This is a genomic window from Buttiauxella selenatireducens (genome assembly GCF_031432975.1).
GTDB classification, from domain to species: Bacteria; Pseudomonadota; Gammaproteobacteria; order Enterobacterales; family Enterobacteriaceae; genus Buttiauxella; species Buttiauxella selenatireducens.
This window is the reverse complement of sequence record NZ_CP133838.1, coordinates 4,518,812-4,536,407: the sequence shown is the minus strand read 5'-3', so window position 1 is coordinate 4,536,407 and position 17,596 is coordinate 4,518,812. Positions and strand designations below refer to the sequence as shown.

The following is a 17,596-nucleotide window of genomic DNA, read 5'->3' as shown; positions in this document are numbered from 1 at the left end:
CTTATAGTTGTTAGGTTTTAGTGAGTTATCACGCTTTGCTTACTCTGAGTAAATGGTCGAATTTTAATTATGGTTTTTGTAAACTACAATGGTCTTGTTTTTATCCTTTTGGCAAATATCCTTAATAAGGATATTTGCTGTTGTGAACATGATTTAATATTGAAGATAAATTATCTTTGCTATTTTTTAATTTTAACGTGAATTATTTCATTTAGTTACTCTCTAGCCTTTCGGATTAAATTCTTACGCTCAGAAATTTCCCCATCAACACCAAAATATCTATTAGGCCAAATTTCACTCGGATGTACCCCTAAAGCCTCAGCAATCAAAAACTCACCTTTCGGCCAGGGCCGTATAAGTGCATTAGCCAGTGTTGATGAACTCAAACCAGCACTTCTTGAAAGCGCCGCAAGGGAAGTACCCTTTTTATGTAAACCCGCGATGATATCTGCCTGATGCCAGCCGTTTGTCATGATTCCCTCCTAACTACTACTTGTTAATAGAGCTGTCACAAATCAATGCTACGTTATTCGTAGTTTTGTGTCTAAATGAAAACTACGAATATCGTAGTTATGCGAACAACAACAAATTATCGTGAAATTTTCTGCAAAAGGCTCAAAGCTTCCCGGCTTGCGCTTGGTCTTTTACAAAGAAACCTTGGGATTTTGGCAGGTATAGATGAGTTTGTTGCGAACGCTCGCATCAATCGGTATGAGCTTGGGATTCATGAAGCTGATATACAAACGGCTCAATATTTGGCTGAAGTATTAGATGTACCGCTTGGCTATTTCTATGCTGATGATCAATTGGCAGAAATGCTTTTGCTCTTTAGCCGATCATCTTTGCAGATTAAAGAAGAAGTTTTAGATCTAGCCCGTTAGCCATCTGTGTTACCACTCTATTTAATACAAAAACTACGTTACTCGTAGTATCTGCTACGCTATAAAGCTACGACTATCGTAGCTATGAAAACTTCTATTAATTACCCCGATATCTTCTGCCAGCGCCTAAAAGCTGCACGTCTTTCGAAAGGGCTGTCACAAAAGAGTCTTGGCATTCTTGCTGGGATAGACGAGTTCGTTGCGAGCACGCGCATCAATCGCTATGAAAAGGGTGTGCATCAGGCCAATATTGAGATCGCACAGCAGCTTGCTACAGCTCTGGAAGTCCCACTTGCTTACTTCTATATGGTAGATGATCAACTGGCAGAACTTACATTAAGTTGGGTGAAGTTATCTGACCTGGATAAAACGGAACTGCTTGCTCAAGTAAAAGCAAAGTCATCCTGGTAGTTGGCTTAATCTATCGCCTCGTCACCATGTTTCCTGCTACTGGTTGCAGATACATCCTGTCTGCATCCTATTCCCGCAGCCCACCATCACATTTTCACCCAACTGAATGCTGTTCAAACTTTTTCCAGAACGGAAGAGGGGATTGGTGACGCCACGTTGTGCCCAGTAACGCAGTGTCTTTGAATCTCCTCGAACGGGACGACGATGACATCATCGTGCAGCGTACATTTATATAGGTATACCGACCCGCATGCGTTTTACATGTTTGTTGTGTTTAAGCGGATAACATAACTGCGAATCGACACTGGCTAAAAGCGGGTAGTACTGAACGCCAGAATTGTGCTTATAAGGAAGCGATGCTTGTGGATTCCATCGTGGCTTGGCTGTAACAACATCTCACTCGCGAGAGGCCGGATACATTTCCACAAAATGTCGTCGCCATCAAAAGCCTTGCTCTCTGTGTCGTGAATCTTCTTCGCCTTCTATATAGAAGGAATAGTAGGAGATGACATACTTCCGGTAGATCTCACTGGCAGGAACGCCAGCCCCGGCTTCGTGGCGGATACTGATGAGCTGCTCTTCAGAAAAACGCATCTTAAATGGGGATGTTCTCATGCTGCTAATGAAGGAATTACTAACCTCATGGTGTGTTTATCAAGGGAGTCGATCAATTTTGTGGATAACATTGTGCACAACTGCGTATAAGGCGGGGTTTTGCTGGGGATTGCAGCAGTCAGTAAAATTAGTGCAAATTTAGGGTTGCAGCCTCAGGATAACTCCCTATAATGCGCCTCCATCGACACGGAACATGTGAACAACATCACAGAGTAACGGCGGCGATGAGAGTCAAATATCCTGAAATTAAGGGTTGACTCTGAAAGAGGAAAGCGTAATATACGCCACCTCGAGTTAGCAAGCGAAAGCGCGTAACTCACTGCTCTTTAACAATTTATCAGACAATCTGTGTGGGCACTCGCAGGATTGATATCTCAGATACCTTCGGGTATCAAAAAAATATCAAGTCTTGAAGAGTGACCAAGCAGTAATTCATTTAGTTGAATTATTACGAAAGTTAATTTTTGAGCACCGCTTCACGAGTTGAAGCAAATCAAGCTTTTAATTGAAGAGTTTGATCATGGCTCAGATTGAACGCTGGCGGCAGGCCTAACACATGCAAGTCGAGCGGTAGCACAGGGAGCTTGCTCCTGGGTGACGAGCGGCGGACGGGTGAGTAATGTCTGGGAAACTGCCTGATGGAGGGGGATAACTACTGGAAACGGTAGCTAATACCGCATAACGTCTTCGGACCAAAGTGGGGGACCTTCGGGCCTCATGCCATCAGATGTGCCCAGATGGGATTAGCTAGTAGGTGGGGTAATGGCTCACCTAGGCGACGATCCCTAGCTGGTCTGAGAGGATGACCAGCCACACTGGAACTGAGACACGGTCCAGACTCCTACGGGAGGCAGCAGTGGGGAATATTGCACAATGGGCGCAAGCCTGATGCAGCCATGCCGCGTGTATGAAGAAGGCCTTCGGGTTGTAAAGTACTTTCAGCGAGGAGGAAGGCATTGTGGTTAATAACCGCAGTGATTGACGTTACTCGCAGAAGAAGCACCGGCTAACTCCGTGCCAGCAGCCGCGGTAATACGGAGGGTGCAAGCGTTAATCGGAATTACTGGGCGTAAAGCGCACGCAGGCGGTTTGTTAAGTCAGATGTGAAATCCCCGGGCTCAACCTGGGAACTGCATTTGAAACTGGCAAGCTTGAGTCTTGTAGAGGGGGGTAGAATTCCAGGTGTAGCGGTGAAATGCGTAGAGATCTGGAGGAATACCGGTGGCGAAGGCGGCCCCCTGGACAAAGACTGACGCTCAGGTGCGAAAGCGTGGGGAGCAAACAGGATTAGATACCCTGGTAGTCCACGCCGTAAACGATGTCGACTTGGAGGTTGTTCCCTTGAGGAGTGGCTTCCGGAGCTAACGCGTTAAGTCGACCGCCTGGGGAGTACGGCCGCAAGGTTAAAACTCAAATGAATTGACGGGGGCCCGCACAAGCGGTGGAGCATGTGGTTTAATTCGATGCAACGCGAAGAACCTTACCTACTCTTGACATCCAGAGAATTCGCTAGAGATAGCTTAGTGCCTTCGGGAACTCTGAGACAGGTGCTGCATGGCTGTCGTCAGCTCGTGTTGTGAAATGTTGGGTTAAGTCCCGCAACGAGCGCAACCCTTATCCTTTGTTGCCAGCGGTTCGGCCGGGAACTCAAAGGAGACTGCCAGTGATAAACTGGAGGAAGGTGGGGATGACGTCAAGTCATCATGGCCCTTACGAGTAGGGCTACACACGTGCTACAATGGCGCATACAAAGAGAAGCGACCTCGCGAGAGCAAGCGGACCTCATAAAGTGCGTCGTAGTCCGGATCGGAGTCTGCAACTCGACTCCGTGAAGTCGGAATCGCTAGTAATCGTAGATCAGAATGCTACGGTGAATACGTTCCCGGGCCTTGTACACACCGCCCGTCACACCATGGGAGTGGGTTGCAAAAGAAGTAGGTAGCTTAACCTTCGGGAGGGCGCTTACCACTTTGTGATTCATGACTGGGGTGAAGTCGTAACAAGGTAACCGTAGGGGAACCTGCGGTTGGATCACCTCCTTACCTGAAAGATACAAACCCGCGTAGTGCTCACACAGATTGTCTGATGAAAGTAAAGAAGCAAGGCGTCTTGCGAGTGAGACTTCAGTGTCCCCTTCGTCTAGAGGCCCAGGACACCGCCCTTTCACGGCGGTAACAGGGGTTCGAATCCCCTAGGGGACGCCACTTGCTGGTTTGTGAGTGAAAGTCACCGACCTCAATATCTCAAAACTGACTTAACAGTCACGTTTGAGATATTTGCTCTTTAAAAATCTGGAACAAGCTGAAAATTGAAACGACACACTGTGTCTGTTCTCCGTAATAAGAACAGATAAGCGGTGTGTTCGAGTCTCTCAAATTTTCACAATATCGATTGTGTCTTACGAGACATCTTCGGGTTGTGAGGTTAAGCGACTAAGCGTACACGGTGGATGCCCTGGCAGTCAGAGGCGATGAAGGACGTGCTAATCTGCGATAAGCGTCGGTAAGGTGATATGAACCGTTATAACCGACGATTTCCGAATGGGGAAACCCAGTGTGATTCGTCACACTATCGTTAAGTGAATACATAGCTTAACGAAGCGAACCGGGGGAACTGAAACATCTAAGTACCCCGAGGAAAAGAAATCAACCGAGATTCCCCCAGTAGCGGCGAGCGAACGGGGAGCAGCCCAGAGTCTGAATCAGTTTGTGCATTAGTGGAAGCGTCTGGAAAGTCGCAGGGTACAGGGTGATACTCCCGTACACAAAAATGCACTTGCTGTGAACTCGAAGAGTAGGGCGGGACACGTGGTATCCTGTCTGAATATGGGGGGACCATCCTCCAAGGCTAAATACTCCTGACTGACCGATAGTGAACCAGTACCGTGAGGGAAAGGCGAAAAGAACCCCGGCGAGGGGAGTGAAACAGAACCTGAAACCGTGTACGTACAAGCAGTGGGAGCCTCTTTTATGGGGTGACTGCGTACCTTTTGTATAATGGGTCAGCGACTTATATTCTGTAGCAAGGTTAACCGTATAGGGGAGCCGCAGGGAAACCGAGTCTTAACTGGGCGTTAAGTTGCAGGGTATAGACCCGAAACCCGGTGATCTAGCCATGGGCAGGTTGAAGGTTGGGTAACACTAACTGGAGGACCGAACCGACTAATGTTGAAAAATTAGCGGATGACTTGTGGCTGGGGGTGAAAGGCCAATCAAACCGGGAGATAGCTGGTTCTCCCCGAAAGCTATTTAGGTAGCGCCTCGTGAACTCATCTTCGGGGGTAGAGCACTGTTTCGGCTAGGGGGCCATCCCGGCTTACCAACCCGATGCAAACTACGAATACCGAAGAATGTTATCACGGGAGACACACGGCGGGTGCTAACGTCCGTCGTGAAGAGGGAAACAACCCAGACCGCCAGCTAAGGTCCCAAAGTCATGGTTAAGTGGGAAACGATGTGGGAAGGCACAGACAGCCAGGATGTTGGCTTAGAAGCAGCCATCATTTAAAGAAAGCGTAATAGCTCACTGGTCGAGTCGGCCTGCGCGGAAGATGTAACGGGGCTAAACCATGCACCGAAGCTGCGGCAGCGACGCTTAGGCGTTGTTGGGTAGGGGAGCGTTCTGTAAGCCGTTGAAGCTGGACTGTGAGGTCTGGTGGAGGTATCAGAAGTGCGAATGCTGACATAAGTAACGATAAAGCGGGTGAAAAGCCCGCTCGCCGGAAGACCAAGGGTTCCTGTCCAACGTTAATCGGGGCAGGGTGAGTCGACCCCTAAGGCGAGGCCGAAAGGCGTAGTCGATGGGAAACAGGTTAATATTCCTGTACTCGGTGTTACTGCGAAGGGGGGACGGAGAAGGCTATGTTAGCCGGGCGACGGTTGTCCCGGTTTAAGCATGTAGGCGGAGAGTTTAGGTAAATCCGGACTCTTATCTAACGCTGAGGTGTGATGACGAGGCACTACGGTGCTGAAGTAACAAATGCCCTGCTTCCAGGAAAAGCCTCTAAGCATCAGGTAACATCAAATCGTACCCCAAACCGACACAGGTGGTCAGGTAGAGAATACCAAGGCGCTTGAGAGAACTCGGGTGAAGGAACTAGGCAAAATGGTGCCGTAACTTCGGGAGAAGGCACGCTGTCGGTAAGTGAAGCGATTTACTCGTGGAGCTGAAGGCAGTCGAAGATACCAGCTGGCTGCAACTGTTTATTAAAAACACAGCACTGTGCAAACACGAAAGTGGACGTATACGGTGTGACGCCTGCCCGGTGCCGGAAGGTTAATTGATGGGGTTATCCGTAAGGAGAAGCTCTTGATCGAAGCCCCGGTAAACGGCGGCCGTAACTATAACGGTCCTAAGGTAGCGAAATTCCTTGTCGGGTAAGTTCCGACCTGCACGAATGGCGTAATGATGGCCAGGCTGTCTCCACCCGAGACTCAGTGAAATTGAAATCGCTGTGAAGATGCAGTGTACCCGCGGCAAGACGGAAAGACCCCGTGAACCTTTACTATAGCTTGACACTGAACATTGAGCCTTGATGTGTAGGATAGGTGGGAGGCTTTGAAGCGTGGACGCCAGTCTGCGTGGAGCCAACCTTGAAATACCACCCTTTAATGTTTGATGTTCTAACGTAGACCCGTGATCCGGGTTGCGGACAGTGTCTGGTGGGTAGTTTGACTGGGGCGGTCTCCTCCTAAAGCGTAACGGAGGAGCACGAAGGTTAGCTAATCACGGTCGGACATCGTGAGGTTAGTGCAAAGGCATAAGCTAGCTTGACTGCGAGAGTGACGGCTCGAGCAGGTGCGAAAGCAGGTCTTAGTGATCCGGTGGTTCTGAATGGAAGGGCCATCGCTCAACGGATAAAAGGTACTCCGGGGATAACAGGCTGATACCGCCCAAGAGTTCATATCGACGGCGGTGTTTGGCACCTCGATGTCGGCTCATCACATCCTGGGGCTGAAGTAGGTCCCAAGGGTATGGCTGTTCGCCATTTAAAGTGGTACGCGAGCTGGGTTTAGAACGTCGTGAGACAGTTCGGTCCCTATCTGCCGTGGGCGCTGGAGAATTGAGGGGGGCTGCTCCTAGTACGAGAGGACCGGAGTGGACGCATCACTGGTGTTCGGGTTGTCATGCCAATGGCATTGCCCGGTAGCTAAATGCGGAAAAGATAAGCGCTGAAAGCATCTAAGCGCGAAACTTGCCCCGAGATGAATTCTCCCTGAGACCTTGAGTCTCCTGAAGGAACGTTGAAGACTACGACGTTGATAGGCTGGGTGTGTAAGCGTAGCGATACGTTGAGCTAACCAGTACTAATGATCCGTGAGGCTTAACCTTACAACACCGAAGGTGTTTTGGTTGAGAGACGAAGACATTTGATTTTCAGCTTGATTCTCAGATTTAAGTTAATGGTTATGTGAATAACATAACGGTTAATGAAACAGAATATGCCTGGCGGCACTAGCGCGGTGGTCCCACCTGACCCCATGCCGAACTCAGAAGTGAAACGCCGTAGCGCCGATGGTAGTGTGGGGTCTCCCCATGCGAGAGTAGGGAACTGCCAGGCTCCAAATAAACATGAAGGCCACCTTAACGGGTGGCCTTTTTGTGTTTGTGACAAAACTGTCGGGAACAGTTTTGCACGCCGGTCACGGCGGCCCCGGAGGGGCGAGTATCAGGATGATACGAGTAAAAGCCCTGTACTGACGTACAGGGCTTTTTGCTGTCTGCAATTTACCCGGACCGCCCCTGCATATCGCTCTCAGGCAAGCCAACCCGTGAAAATACCCTTAATACCCTCGTAGAATGACTCTATTTATTCACTGTTTTCGTGGGTAAGTTTCCCGTCAGTTAAGCGATACAGACCACAAATCACACCTCTTACAGTCACATGATCCAGATCCGGTACATACTTATGGTTGGTTAAACACAAAAGGCGTAATGCCGGTAAGGCACTGCGGGTACGGTTACCGGAATTGAGCGCACAGGTATCGGTGTCACCCGGTAAGAAACATGACAAGCAGGCTAACTTATGGCTAAGAATACAATCTGTATTTGGTACGATCATGATGCGGAGGCGGCTGCACGTTTCTATGCTGCGACTTTTCCAGACAGCAGTGTTGGAGCCGTCATTCCTGCCCCCGGCGACTATCCGGATGGCAAGGCTGGCGACACAATAGTTGTCGAATTTGTCGTCGCGGGCGTGTCATGCATTGGCCTCAACGGCGGGCCGCATTTCAAACATAATGAAGCCTTTTCCTTTCAGATATCCACCGACGATCAGGCAGAAACAGACCGCTACTGGAACGCTATTGTCGGTAACGGCGGTCAGGAAAGTGAGTGCGGCTGGTGCAAGGATAAATGGGGTGTTAGCTGGCAAATTACTCCACGCGTACTGACCGATGCTCTGGCCACGGGAGGTGACACCGCCAGGCGTGCATTTGGCGCGATGATGTCGATGAAGAAAATAGACGTTGCAGCTATTGAAGCTGCGATACGAGGTTGACGAGTTGAAGCGCACTGGAGCCAGTGTTTGCCGCAAAGGAAAGAATGTGACTGGACGCGACGATCCTCGCCGATCGCACAAGGTCTTTGGAGATCCAAAGACCTACAGCAGCTAAAAGTTTCGATTTTCTGATCATTATCCATATCCCATTCCCCAGCTATCCTTCCCCAAAATTCATCTAAAAACATAAAAGCATTAGCGATAATTTTTAATTCTTTTATGTAATCGTCGCCGTTAGAAATACTGCTCCCATCATCAATACAGGAGCACTCATCATGGCAAAACGACATTCTCTCTGGCTGGCCGCTCTGGCTCTTATTGCAACGCCTGTCTTCGCGGTGGATGTGACCGTCGCGTACCAAACTTCTGCTGAACCGGCCAAAGTTGCTCAGGCCGATAATGCTTTTGCCAAAGATAGCGGCGCAAAAGTCGAATGGCGCAAATTCGACAGCGGCGCGAGTGTTGTGCGCGCGTTGGCATCGGGCGATGTGCAGATCGGTAATATTGGTTCCAGCCCGCTGGCAGTGGCTGCAAGCCAGAATGTACCTATCGAAGTATTCCTTCTTGCTTCGCAGTTGGGTAACTCCGAAGCCCTGGTTGTGAAGAAAGGCATCACCAGTCCAAAAGATCTTATCGGCAAGCGTATTGCCGTGCCGTTTATCTCCACCACGCATTACAGCCTGTTGGCGGCTCTGAAACACTGGGGTATTAAGCCAGGCCAGGTGGAAATCCTTAACCTTCAACCTCCTGCGATTATCGCGGCCTGGCAACGTGGCGATATTGATGGTGCTTATGTCTGGGCGCCAGCGGTTAACGAGCTGGAAAAAGAGGGCACCGTGCTGACGGATTCTGCACAAGTCGGCAAGTGGGGAGCTCCGACGCTGGATGTTTGGGTCGTGCGTAAAGATTTCGCTCAAGCGCATCCGGAAGTGGTTGAAGCCTTTGCCAAAAGTGCACTTGCGGCACAGAAAAGTTACATCGATAACCCAGATGTCTGGCTTAAACAACCGGACAACCTTAGCAAGCTCTCACGTTTGAGCGGCGTGCCTGAAAGCGACGTTCCTGTGCTGGTGAAGGGCAATACTTATCTCACCGCGAGCCAGCAAACAGAGCAGCTCAGTGGCCCGGTGAATAAAGCGATTGTCGATACCGCGCAGTTCCTCAAAGCGCAGGGTAAAGTCCCGGCAGTTGAGACGGATTACAGCCAGTTCGTCACTGACCGCTTCGTGAAAACGCTGGCGCAGTAAGGGGTTAGCCATGTTACAGGTTTCGCATTTAAGCGTGGATTATGACGGTAAAACCGTTCTGAACGATATCAATCTGACCGTGGATGAGGGCGAATTACTGGTTGTTCTCGGCCCATCCGGCTGCGGGAAAACCACGCTGCTAAACCTGATTGCTGGCTTTGTTCCTTATCATTCCGGGAGCATCACGCTTGCGGGCAAACCAGTGACGGGACCGGGCGCTGAGCGCGGCGTGGTCTTTCAACATGAAGGGCTGCTGCCGTGGCGTACGGTGCTGGAAAATGTCGCTTTCGGTCTGCAACTTGCAGGGGAGCCAAAGCCAGCGCGTGAGGAAATTGCCCTCGATATGCTGCGCAAAGTGGGTCTGGAAGATAAGGCGAAACGAGCCATCTGGCAGCTCTCCGGCGGGCAGCGTCAGCGAGTAGGGATTGCCCGAGCGCTGGCAACCCGGCCACAACTTTTATTGCTCGACGAACCCTTTGGCGCACTGGACGCCTTCACCCGCGAGCAAATGCAGACGCTGCTTTTAAAGCTGTGGCACGAAAGCCGCCGTCAGGTGCTGTTAATTACGCATGACATTGAAGAAGCGGTTTTCCTGGCGACTGAGTTGGTGTTGTTGTCACCCGGACCAGGGCGTGTACTCGAGCGTTTACCGCTCGATTTTGGCCGCCGTTTCACAGAAGGCGAGCCATGCCGCAGCATCAAATCTGACCCTGAATTTATTGCTAAACGCGAGTACGTGTTGAGCCGAGTGTTTGAGCAACGCGAGGGCTTCCTATGAGCATCGTTATTCAGGATAAAGCTTGTCGCAAACGGCTGGCAGTCCACTGGCCATTCTCGCGCCAGCTAACGCTGAGCATCGCAACGGTCACGGCAATCGTGTTGCTGTGGTGGTGGGTGGCAGCACAGCAATGGGTAAGCCCACTGTTTTTGCCTCCTCCAGGCCAGGTATTGGTAAAGCTGATTAGCATTGCCGGGCCGCAGGGGTTTATGGATGCAACACTTTGGCAGCATCTTGCCGCCAGCCTGTTGCGTATCCTCACAGCACTTTTAGCCGCAGTATTAATTGGCATTCCAATAGGCATCGCCATGGGGCTTAGCCCAACGGTTCGAGGCATTCTCGATCCGTTGATTGAGCTTTATCGCCCGGTACCGCCGCTGGCTTATCTACCACTGATGGTGATTTGGTTCGGCATTGGTGAAACCTCGAAAATCTTGCTGATTTACCTGGCGATTTTCGCCCCTGTCGCGATGTCGACCATGGCTGGGGTTCGCAGTGCAAAACAGGTTCGCATTCGCGCCGCCCAGGCTCTTGGGGCATCACGCCTCCAGGTTGTGTGGCATGTGATTTTGCCAGGTGCGCTGCCGGAAATCCTGACTGGATTTCGCATTGGACTTGGCGTGGGCTGGTCAACGCTGGTTGCCGCTGAGCTTATCGCCGCCACGCGTGGGCTGGGCTTCATGGTGCAATCTGCAGGTGAGTTTTTGGCAACAGACGTGGTGCTTGCAGGCATCGGCGTGATTGCCGTAATCGCATTTTGTTTAGAGCTGGGTTTGCGTGCTTTGCAGCGTCGTTTAACCCCATGGCATGGAGAAGGGCAATGAGTGAAAAAGTGAATATTACGCCTCTGGGGCCTTACATTGGTGCGCAGGTCAGCGGCGTGACGCTGAGCCGAGGATTGACCGATAACCAGTTTGAGCAGCTTTACCATGCGCTGATCCGCCATCAAGTGCTGTTCCTGCGCGACCAGCCTATTACACCCGCACAGCAACGCGCGCTGGCGCAGCGCTTTGGCGATCTGCACATTCACCCGGTTTATCCACACGCGGAAGGAGTGGAAGAGATAATCGTGCTGGATACGCACAACGATAATCCGCCGGATAACGATAACTGGCATACCGATGTCACGTTTATTGAAACGCCGCCAGCCGGGGCAATATTGGCGGCGAAGCTGATTCCTGAAACCGGTGGCGATACGTTGTGGACCAGCGGCATTGCAGCTTATGAAGCGCTTTCGGAACCGTTCAGGCGTTTGTTGTCTGGTCTTCATGCGGAGCATGATTTTAAGAAGTCATTCCCGGAGTATAAGCATCTGCGAAGTGAGGAAGAACATCAGCGCTGGCGCGAGGCTGTTGTTAAAAATCCTCCGCTGCTTCATCCGGTTGTCCGCACTCATCCGGTGAGCGGCAAACAGGCGCTGTTTGTTAATGAAGGGTTCACCACGCGGATTGTCGATCTCTCACACAAAGAGAGTGATGCGCTGCTCGCCTTCTTGTTCGCGCACATTACAAAGCCGGAGTTTCAGGTGCGCTGGCGCTGGGCTGAAAACGATATTGCCATCTGGGATAACCGTGTGACACAGCATTATGCGAATGCCGACTACCTGCCGGCTCGCCGCATAATGCATCGCGCGACGATTCTTGGGGATAAACCTTTCTGGCGGGGCTGACTGTTTTTAGTGGGTGGCACTGGCGCTTACCCACTTTACGTTTAAAGGACGGTCGTTCCGAAAAGCAACGCACCGTCCGGCACCACTACTTCACTCGAACCTTTACCGCCACCAACAATGCCGTTAGCAGCATCAAACTGCCAGACAACACCAGCGGCGAAAGCAAGCCGAGGTTATCAAGCGCGAAGCCACCAATTGCGGCACCGCAGGTGTTCGCTAACTGGATCACCGCAACCTGAATTGATCCCGCTTTTTCAGCTTGATCCGCAAGTGAACGGGTTATCCATGTTGACCAACCGACTGGGATCAGCGCGAACGAGAAGCCCCAGATAATGGCAATGGCTGAGGCGACAATTTTGTCCGAACCCCACAACACCAGTATTAACGCGCTCAGTGCCAATATGAGCGGGGCACAGGTGAGCGCCAGTTTCAGCGAACGCTTGAGGAATACTGCGGAAAGCGATGTGCCGACAAAACTGGCGATACCAAAGCTCAACAGCACCAGCGTCAGGCCATCAACGTCGAATCCGGCGAGCGTCATGTACACCGGGCGGATGTAAGTAAAGAAGGCGAACTGGGCGGCAAATGTCATAAAGATTGCCGTCATACCTGCCAGCACACCGGGACGTTTAAGCAGACCGAACATGTTTTGCTTATGTTGGGTCGATTCGCCAGGAAGCGAAGGTAGCGCTTTCCACACCCAAATGATGCAGGCAACACCCATTAGTGCTGCGCCGTTAAACACATTGCGCCAGCCAATAATCCCGCCTAAAAAACTGCCGAGCGGGGCGGCAATCACCAGTGCGATTGAGACTGCGCCAAAGATCACCGAGAGTGCTTTTGGCACCTTGTTCGTCGGAACCAGTCGCATGGTCAGGGACGCTGACATTGCCCAGAATCCTCCCAGCGCGATACCCAGACACGCGCGGCCAATCAACAACATGGTGAAGCTATTCGCAAAGGAAACCAGCAGGCAGGAGAGGGTGAGCAGCACGGAGAAAAGGATAACCACATAGCGCCTGTCGGTTGTGCGAATAATACTGGTCACAAACAGGCTCGCGAACATGGCGACAAAAGCGGTGATGGTGACGGACTGCCCTGCAAGCCCTTCAGAAATTCCCAGCTCTTGTGCCATTGGTGTCAGCAAACTTACCGGTAAAAACTCTACGGTAATCAGACAGGCTACGCAAAACGCTACGGCAAATACCGCTGACCAGTTAGGCCGCGTTCTGGCCCTTGCTTCGATTGTCCCTTCAATATGCTCACTCATTTCGTCACCTGGCGTCGTTTCTGCGATAAAGCCGCGTAGTGTAGCACCATATTTGTGACGTAATTAACATTTTGGCAACTGTTCCGGCGTGTTCTAGAAATCCAGTTCCAGAGCAAAGCACAGGTAGGCCATCAGTTGACTGCAATGTTGAAACTGTTCGGCACAGAAATTGACGGAGCCAGGCTTGCACAGCTCCTCAAAGTCGATATTTTTCACCGCGATAAAGTCTTTGCGTTTTAATTCCTGTAACAAAGGGTGAGTCTTGTCGTAGCCTTTTGGTGGGCGACTTAAGCTATCGCCATCCATGATAAACCCCTGACTTTGCAATGCTTTTAATGCCTTTTGATAAGCGTTTGGGTTTTCATCAATACACCTGCGAATAGCATTTAAGGCTTTAGATTCAGGGTGCCAGATCCCCGCCGCAATAAAACAACCCTCCTCAGCTATATGCAGGTATAACCCCGGTGCATGGACATCTTTGCCCTGAAAATGGCGAAATTGAATGCCGACATTGGTTTTGTAAGGTGTTTTATCTTTGCTGAAACGGCTATCCCGCTGCGGGCGCATAAGGCTGCCACCGACTTTTTTCGGCACGGCGGTGAGCTTCGGTGATAGAGCAAGAATACTGGGCTGCATCTGCTCAATAAACCGTAGAGCTGGCGTTCTCACGCTATTTTCGTATTCATCCTGATGGGCTTTGAACCACTCGCGGGAGTTGTTTTGCGCAAGTTGTTTTAGAAATTGCAGGCTAGCCGCGCTAAATATCCCGCCTGTTGATACAGAAGACGTTGGGGTTTTCGGTGTTTGAGCATTCATTATTGATTGACCCTTATGAGTACCAATTAAGCGGATGCCAGCCGCCAAAGGTATTATTCAACACTATTTCCAGTGCAACTAACAGGGTATATGCACGAAGCCACCAACCGCTTTTTGGGCTGGTGGCTTGCGGGATTAATCAATAATTTATCGAAACAGGCAGACCTAGACGGCAACGTCGCGACGAGGGATGCTGGTGCGTTGTTGAATTTCCCAGTTATCGGCAAGACCTACTTGCGCATCGGACGGTGCCAGCAAAGTGTTGCCACGAATCAGATCAGCCGCACGTTCTGCCAGCATAATAGTCGGTGCGTTCAGGTTGCCGTTCGGCTCAGTTGGGAACACCGATGAATCAACCACTCGCACACCTTGCAGGCCATGTACGCGCAATTCGGAATTCACCACGGCGAGGCTGTCTTCACCCATCCGGCAAGAACCACACGGGTGCATGGTGCTTTCCATGTTGGCACGCACAAACGCATCAATTTCTTCGTCTGTTTTCACATTAGGGCCGGGAGCCAGTTCCACACCACGGAAGCTGTCCATCGCTTGCTGGCCAATTATCTCACGCGTCAGGCGCACACAACGGCGGAAGCCTTCACGGTCTTCTTCGCGCTCAAGATAGTTAAAACGGATTTCCGGATGTTGATACGGGTCGGCTGAGCGCACACGCACATAACCCCGGCTTTTGGGCTTATTCGGGCCTGTGAGCACCATAAAACCGTGTCCTTTAAACGGTTTATCACCGTCATAGCGCATCGCCGCAGGTAAAAAATGGAACTGGATATCCGGCCAGCGCAACCCTTTCCCTGAGCGGATGAATCCACCGGCTTCAAAATGGTTGCTCGCGCCCAAACCATCTTTGAACAGTAACCAGCGCAGGCCAATCAGCGCCTTAGAGAACAGCCCCATTTTGCTATTGAGCGACACCGGTTCCTTACATTCGAATTGAATGTAAATCTCGGAGTGATCCTGCAAGTTTTCACCGACACCGGGCAAGTCGTGTTTCACCTCAATCCCGGCTTTACGCAACACTTCGGCCGGGCCGATGCCTGAACGCTGCAACAGGTGAGGGGAGCCGATAGGGCCAGAAGACACCAACACCTCTCGTGTACAGCGTACGGTGTGTATTTCCCCATTTTGCTCATACTCAACGCCCACCACACGCTTGCCTTCGAGCACCAGTTTACGGGTCATAGCATGGGTGACGACGGTCAGATTTGGGCGCTCCATTGCAGGCCGTAAATAGGCGTTCGCCGTTGACCAGCGCACACCATTCTTGACCGTCATATGCATCGCACCAAAACCTTCCTGCATATATCCGTTGGTATCTTCGGTCTTGATGTAGCCCGCCTGTGCGCCAGCCTCAATCCAGGCACCGTACAGCGGGTTTTGCATATTGTTGCCGTTGTTGGTGCTCAGTGGGCCTTCTGATCCACGATAGTCATCGCCGCCAAACTTGAAGTTTTCCGCTTTGCGGAAATACGGCAGACAGTTGCGATAACCCCAATTTTTGGCACCTAACGACTCCCATTCATCGAAGTCGTAGGCATGGCCACGAATGTAAACCAGGCCGTTGATCGACGACGAACCGCCAAGCACTTTGCCGCGCGGGCAGTGCAGGCGGCGGCCATCCAGATGTGGCTCGGGTTCGGTTTCATAGTGCCAGTTGTACTTTTTGGTGTTCATCGGTATCGAGAACGCGCTGGGCATCTGAATGATGACGCTTTTATCACTTCCGCCATACTCGACCACCAGCACGCTGACTTTAGGGTCTTCGGTTAGACGATTTGCCAGCACACAACCTGCCGATCCGGCACCCACGATGATGTAGTCATATTGTTTGGTAGACATAATATTCTTGCTCCATTTTTATTCTGGACAACCGCCTCAGGCGCGCCTTTTATTCCCGGTGGTGTATTCCGGCATATTGATTTCGATATGCGCGATAACCGCTTCTTCGTGATGAAGATTCAGCGAACGACAAGAGAGGTAGTAGACGATGCTTGAAACAATAAGCCCCACCAGCCAGGCTAAATCCACGCTGCCCATTGCCTGTGCAATCGGGCCGACAAACACCTCGCGACTCCCATCAAAGATGCAGAAGAACGGGACCATCGCCATGAAACCCACCAGGTAGGAGAGCAAACCACGCGTCCCCCAGCGGCCGTAAATGTTGTCGTGTGGCAAGAAGAAATGGGGGATGGCATAACGGCCTCTACGCACAAAGAAATAGTCTGTGAGGTTGACCGCAGTCCAGGGCACCAGGAAGTACAGCATCACGACGAGGTAGATGTTGAGCACTGACAGGCCAGAGCCAGAGTTGTAGATGCTCATCGCCACACCCAGCTGCAAGCACACCACGAAGATGATGGCCACAACACGGGCTTTGGCCGTCGGTTCTATCTTCTTGAAGGAGTCGATACTGGTAATCGCGGTGAGTTTGGCGCTGTAAATATTCATCGCGATAACAGGCAGGAAGGCCAGGATAGTGATCGCCACCACCACCGTACCCAGATGAGGGGCAAAACCTGCGCCGACCGCGTTAAGTGCCACCAGCACATCTGTTGTGTGCAGATGGGACGCCAACCATCCTCCTACCGAGATCATCCATGCACCCGACAACGATGCGCCCAAAAATACCGCTGTGATCAGCTTGCTGCTCGAGGTGTTTTTCGGCAGGTAGCGTGAATAATCAGAAACATACGGTGCATAGGCGATGTTGTAACTGGCAGCCGCTGCGAACTGGGCAATAAATCCCGTCCAGTTGAAGCCTAAAGGTGTTTCCGGAACAGCCCCTTTGATCACCGGAGCATCCTGAACCCAGCCCATCAGCACCGCCAGAGTGACCAGGCCGTATAAAGGCAGCGACAGGTACAGTGACCATTTGAAGGTTTTGTGCATCCAGTCGTGGCCGAGTATGGCAAGAATCGTGGCCGGTAAAGTCACGGCCAGCGCAACTTGCATCGGATCCCAACTGAACAGCGTTTTTAGCCCCTGCATCATCAACACCAGGTTGACGATATTGAAGCCAGCGAACACAAACAGGGTCGCGATCAATACCAGCACCACGCCACGATAGTCAAACTGGGCGCGTGATTGGATCATCTGCGGAAGCCCCAGATGCGGCCCTTGTGAACCATGGAAGGCCATAAACAGCGTGCCAAACATGATGCCCAGCGTACCGGCGACAGTGGTCCATATTGAATCAAGCCCGACACTCGGCCCGACAAAGCCGATGGTCATGGTAAAAAAAGTAAAGTTGCCGACGAACCAGAAAGGCCCCTGACTGGAGAGTTTGTCAGTACGTTCATGTTCTGGCACAAAGTCTATTGAGCGTCCTTCGATGGTGCTTTGCTCGTTGCTGCTCCCTTTAACTGCTGTTGATTCTGTTTGCATGATGTACCCCG

Annotated in this window: 12 protein-coding genes, 1 tRNA gene and 3 rRNA genes; 11 read left to right on the top strand and 5 right to left on the bottom strand. The window is 51.3% G+C overall.

What is annotated here, in order from left to right; all coding sequences use genetic code 11:
* Positions 1-215: 215 nt before the first annotated feature.
* A complete protein-coding gene (locus RHD99_RS20730) occupies positions 216-473 on the bottom strand; it encodes a helix-turn-helix domain-containing protein (RefSeq protein ID WP_309876318.1) in 258 nt (85 codons plus the stop codon).
* Positions 474-572: 99 nt separating this feature from the next.
* Between RHD99_RS20730 and RHD99_RS20725 the strand changes: the two genes are divergently transcribed.
* The 11 genes from RHD99_RS20725 to tauD all read left to right on the top strand — a co-directional run bounded on the left by RHD99_RS20725 (position 573) and on the right by tauD (position 12,100).
* On the top strand, positions 573-881 hold the full coding sequence (locus RHD99_RS20725; RefSeq protein ID WP_374708495.1) for a helix-turn-helix domain-containing protein: 309 nt from the start codon (positions 573-575) through the stop codon (positions 879-881).
* 84 nt (positions 882-965) lie between these two features.
* Entirely contained in the window at positions 966-1,292 is a 327-nt protein-coding gene (locus RHD99_RS20720) for a helix-turn-helix domain-containing protein (protein WP_183272689.1), read from the top strand.
* Between the two features lie 1,117 nt (positions 1,293-2,409).
* Positions 2,410-3,949 (top strand): 16S ribosomal RNA (locus tag RHD99_RS20715).
* An 86-nt stretch (positions 3,950-4,035) separates the two neighbouring features.
* Positions 4,036-4,111, top strand: a tRNA-Glu gene (locus RHD99_RS20710).
* Positions 4,112-4,329: 218 nt separating this feature from the next.
* A 23S ribosomal RNA gene (locus tag RHD99_RS20705) occupies positions 4,330-7,238 on the top strand.
* A 113-nt stretch (positions 7,239-7,351) separates the two neighbouring features.
* Positions 7,352-7,467 (top strand): 5S ribosomal RNA (gene rrf / locus RHD99_RS20700).
* Together the 16S, 23S and 5S rRNA genes with 1 tRNA gene alongside form the textbook arrangement of a ribosomal RNA operon.
* 465 nt (positions 7,468-7,932) lie before the next feature.
* Complete coding sequence (locus RHD99_RS20695) at positions 7,933-8,406, top strand: VOC family protein (RefSeq protein ID WP_270140805.1); 474 nt, start codon at positions 7,933-7,935, stop codon at positions 8,404-8,406.
* Positions 8,407-8,681: 275 nt separating this feature from the next.
* The gene (tauA, locus tag RHD99_RS20690) at positions 8,682-9,653 is read left to right on the top strand and encodes a taurine ABC transporter substrate-binding protein (RefSeq protein WP_309876316.1); all 972 of its coding nucleotides are present in this window, start codon (positions 8,682-8,684) and stop codon (positions 9,651-9,653) included.
* A gap of 10 nt (positions 9,654-9,663) precedes the next feature.
* On the top strand, positions 9,664-10,431 hold the full coding sequence (gene tauB, locus RHD99_RS20685; protein ID WP_183273238.1) for a taurine ABC transporter ATP-binding subunit: 768 nt from the start codon (positions 9,664-9,666) through the stop codon (positions 10,429-10,431).
* Positions 10,428-11,255, top strand: a complete 828-nt coding sequence (tauC, locus tag RHD99_RS20680) for a taurine ABC transporter permease TauC (protein WP_309876315.1) — start codon at positions 10,428-10,430, stop codon at positions 11,253-11,255. Before tauB ends, tauC begins: the two co-directional genes overlap by 4 nt.
* Positions 11,252-12,100, top strand: a complete 849-nt coding sequence (gene tauD / locus RHD99_RS20675) for a taurine dioxygenase (protein ID WP_309876314.1) — start codon at positions 11,252-11,254, stop codon at positions 12,098-12,100. The genes tauC and tauD overlap by 4 nt, the downstream gene beginning before the upstream one ends.
* 85 nt (positions 12,101-12,185) lie before the next feature.
* Here the strand turns inward: tauD and nepI are convergent, their stop codons facing one another.
* The 4 genes from nepI to RHD99_RS20655 all read right to left on the bottom strand — a co-directional run bounded on the left by nepI (position 12,186) and on the right by RHD99_RS20655 (position 17,585).
* Positions 12,186-13,370, bottom strand: coding sequence for a purine ribonucleoside efflux pump NepI (gene nepI / locus RHD99_RS20670; protein ID WP_309876312.1), 1,185 nt, complete (start codon positions 13,368-13,370; stop codon positions 12,186-12,188).
* 93 nt (positions 13,371-13,463) lie between these two features.
* A complete protein-coding gene (locus RHD99_RS20665) occupies positions 13,464-14,234 on the bottom strand; it encodes a DUF2461 domain-containing protein (protein WP_309876311.1) in 771 nt (256 codons plus the stop codon).
* A gap of 117 nt (positions 14,235-14,351) precedes the next feature.
* Positions 14,352-16,040: a choline dehydrogenase gene (gene betA, locus RHD99_RS20660; RefSeq protein WP_309876309.1), complete on the bottom strand. Its 1,689-nt coding sequence runs from the start codon at positions 16,038-16,040 to the stop codon at positions 14,352-14,354.
* A 36-nt stretch (positions 16,041-16,076) separates the two neighbouring features.
* Complete coding sequence (locus tag RHD99_RS20655; protein ID WP_309876307.1) at positions 16,077-17,585, bottom strand: purine-cytosine permease family protein; 1,509 nt, start codon at positions 17,583-17,585, stop codon at positions 16,077-16,079.
* Between the last annotated feature and the right edge of the window lie 11 nt (positions 17,586-17,596).

Bases quoted from the DNA above. Each gene is read 5' to 3' on its own strand.
- RHD99_RS20730 (WP_309876318.1), bottom strand. From the start codon at position 473: ATGACAAACGGCTGGCATCAGGCAGATATCATCGCGGGTTTACATAAA.
- RHD99_RS20725 (WP_374708495.1), top strand. From the start codon at position 573: ATGCGAACAACAACAAATTATCGTGAAATTTTCTGCAAAAGGCTCAAA.
- RHD99_RS20720 (WP_183272689.1), top strand. From the start codon at position 966: ATGAAAACTTCTATTAATTACCCCGATATCTTCTGCCAGCGCCTAAAA.
- RHD99_RS20695 (WP_270140805.1), top strand. From the start codon at position 7,933: ATGGCTAAGAATACAATCTGTATTTGGTACGATCATGATGCGGAGGCG.
- tauA (WP_309876316.1), top strand. From the start codon at position 8,682: ATGGCAAAACGACATTCTCTCTGGCTGGCCGCTCTGGCTCTTATTGCA.
- tauB (WP_183273238.1), top strand. From the start codon at position 9,664: ATGTTACAGGTTTCGCATTTAAGCGTGGATTATGACGGTAAAACCGTT.
- tauC (WP_309876315.1), top strand. From the start codon at position 10,428: ATGAGCATCGTTATTCAGGATAAAGCTTGTCGCAAACGGCTGGCAGTC.
- tauD (WP_309876314.1), top strand. From the start codon at position 11,252: ATGAGTGAAAAAGTGAATATTACGCCTCTGGGGCCTTACATTGGTGCG.
- nepI (WP_309876312.1), bottom strand. From the start codon at position 13,370: ATGAGTGAGCATATTGAAGGGACAATCGAAGCAAGGGCCAGAACGCGG.
- betA (WP_309876309.1), bottom strand. From the start codon at position 16,040: ATGTCTACCAAACAATATGACTACATCATCGTGGGTGCCGGATCGGCA.
- RHD99_RS20655 (WP_309876307.1), bottom strand. From the start codon at position 17,585: ATGCAAACAGAATCAACAGCAGTTAAAGGGAGCAGCAACGAGCAAAGC.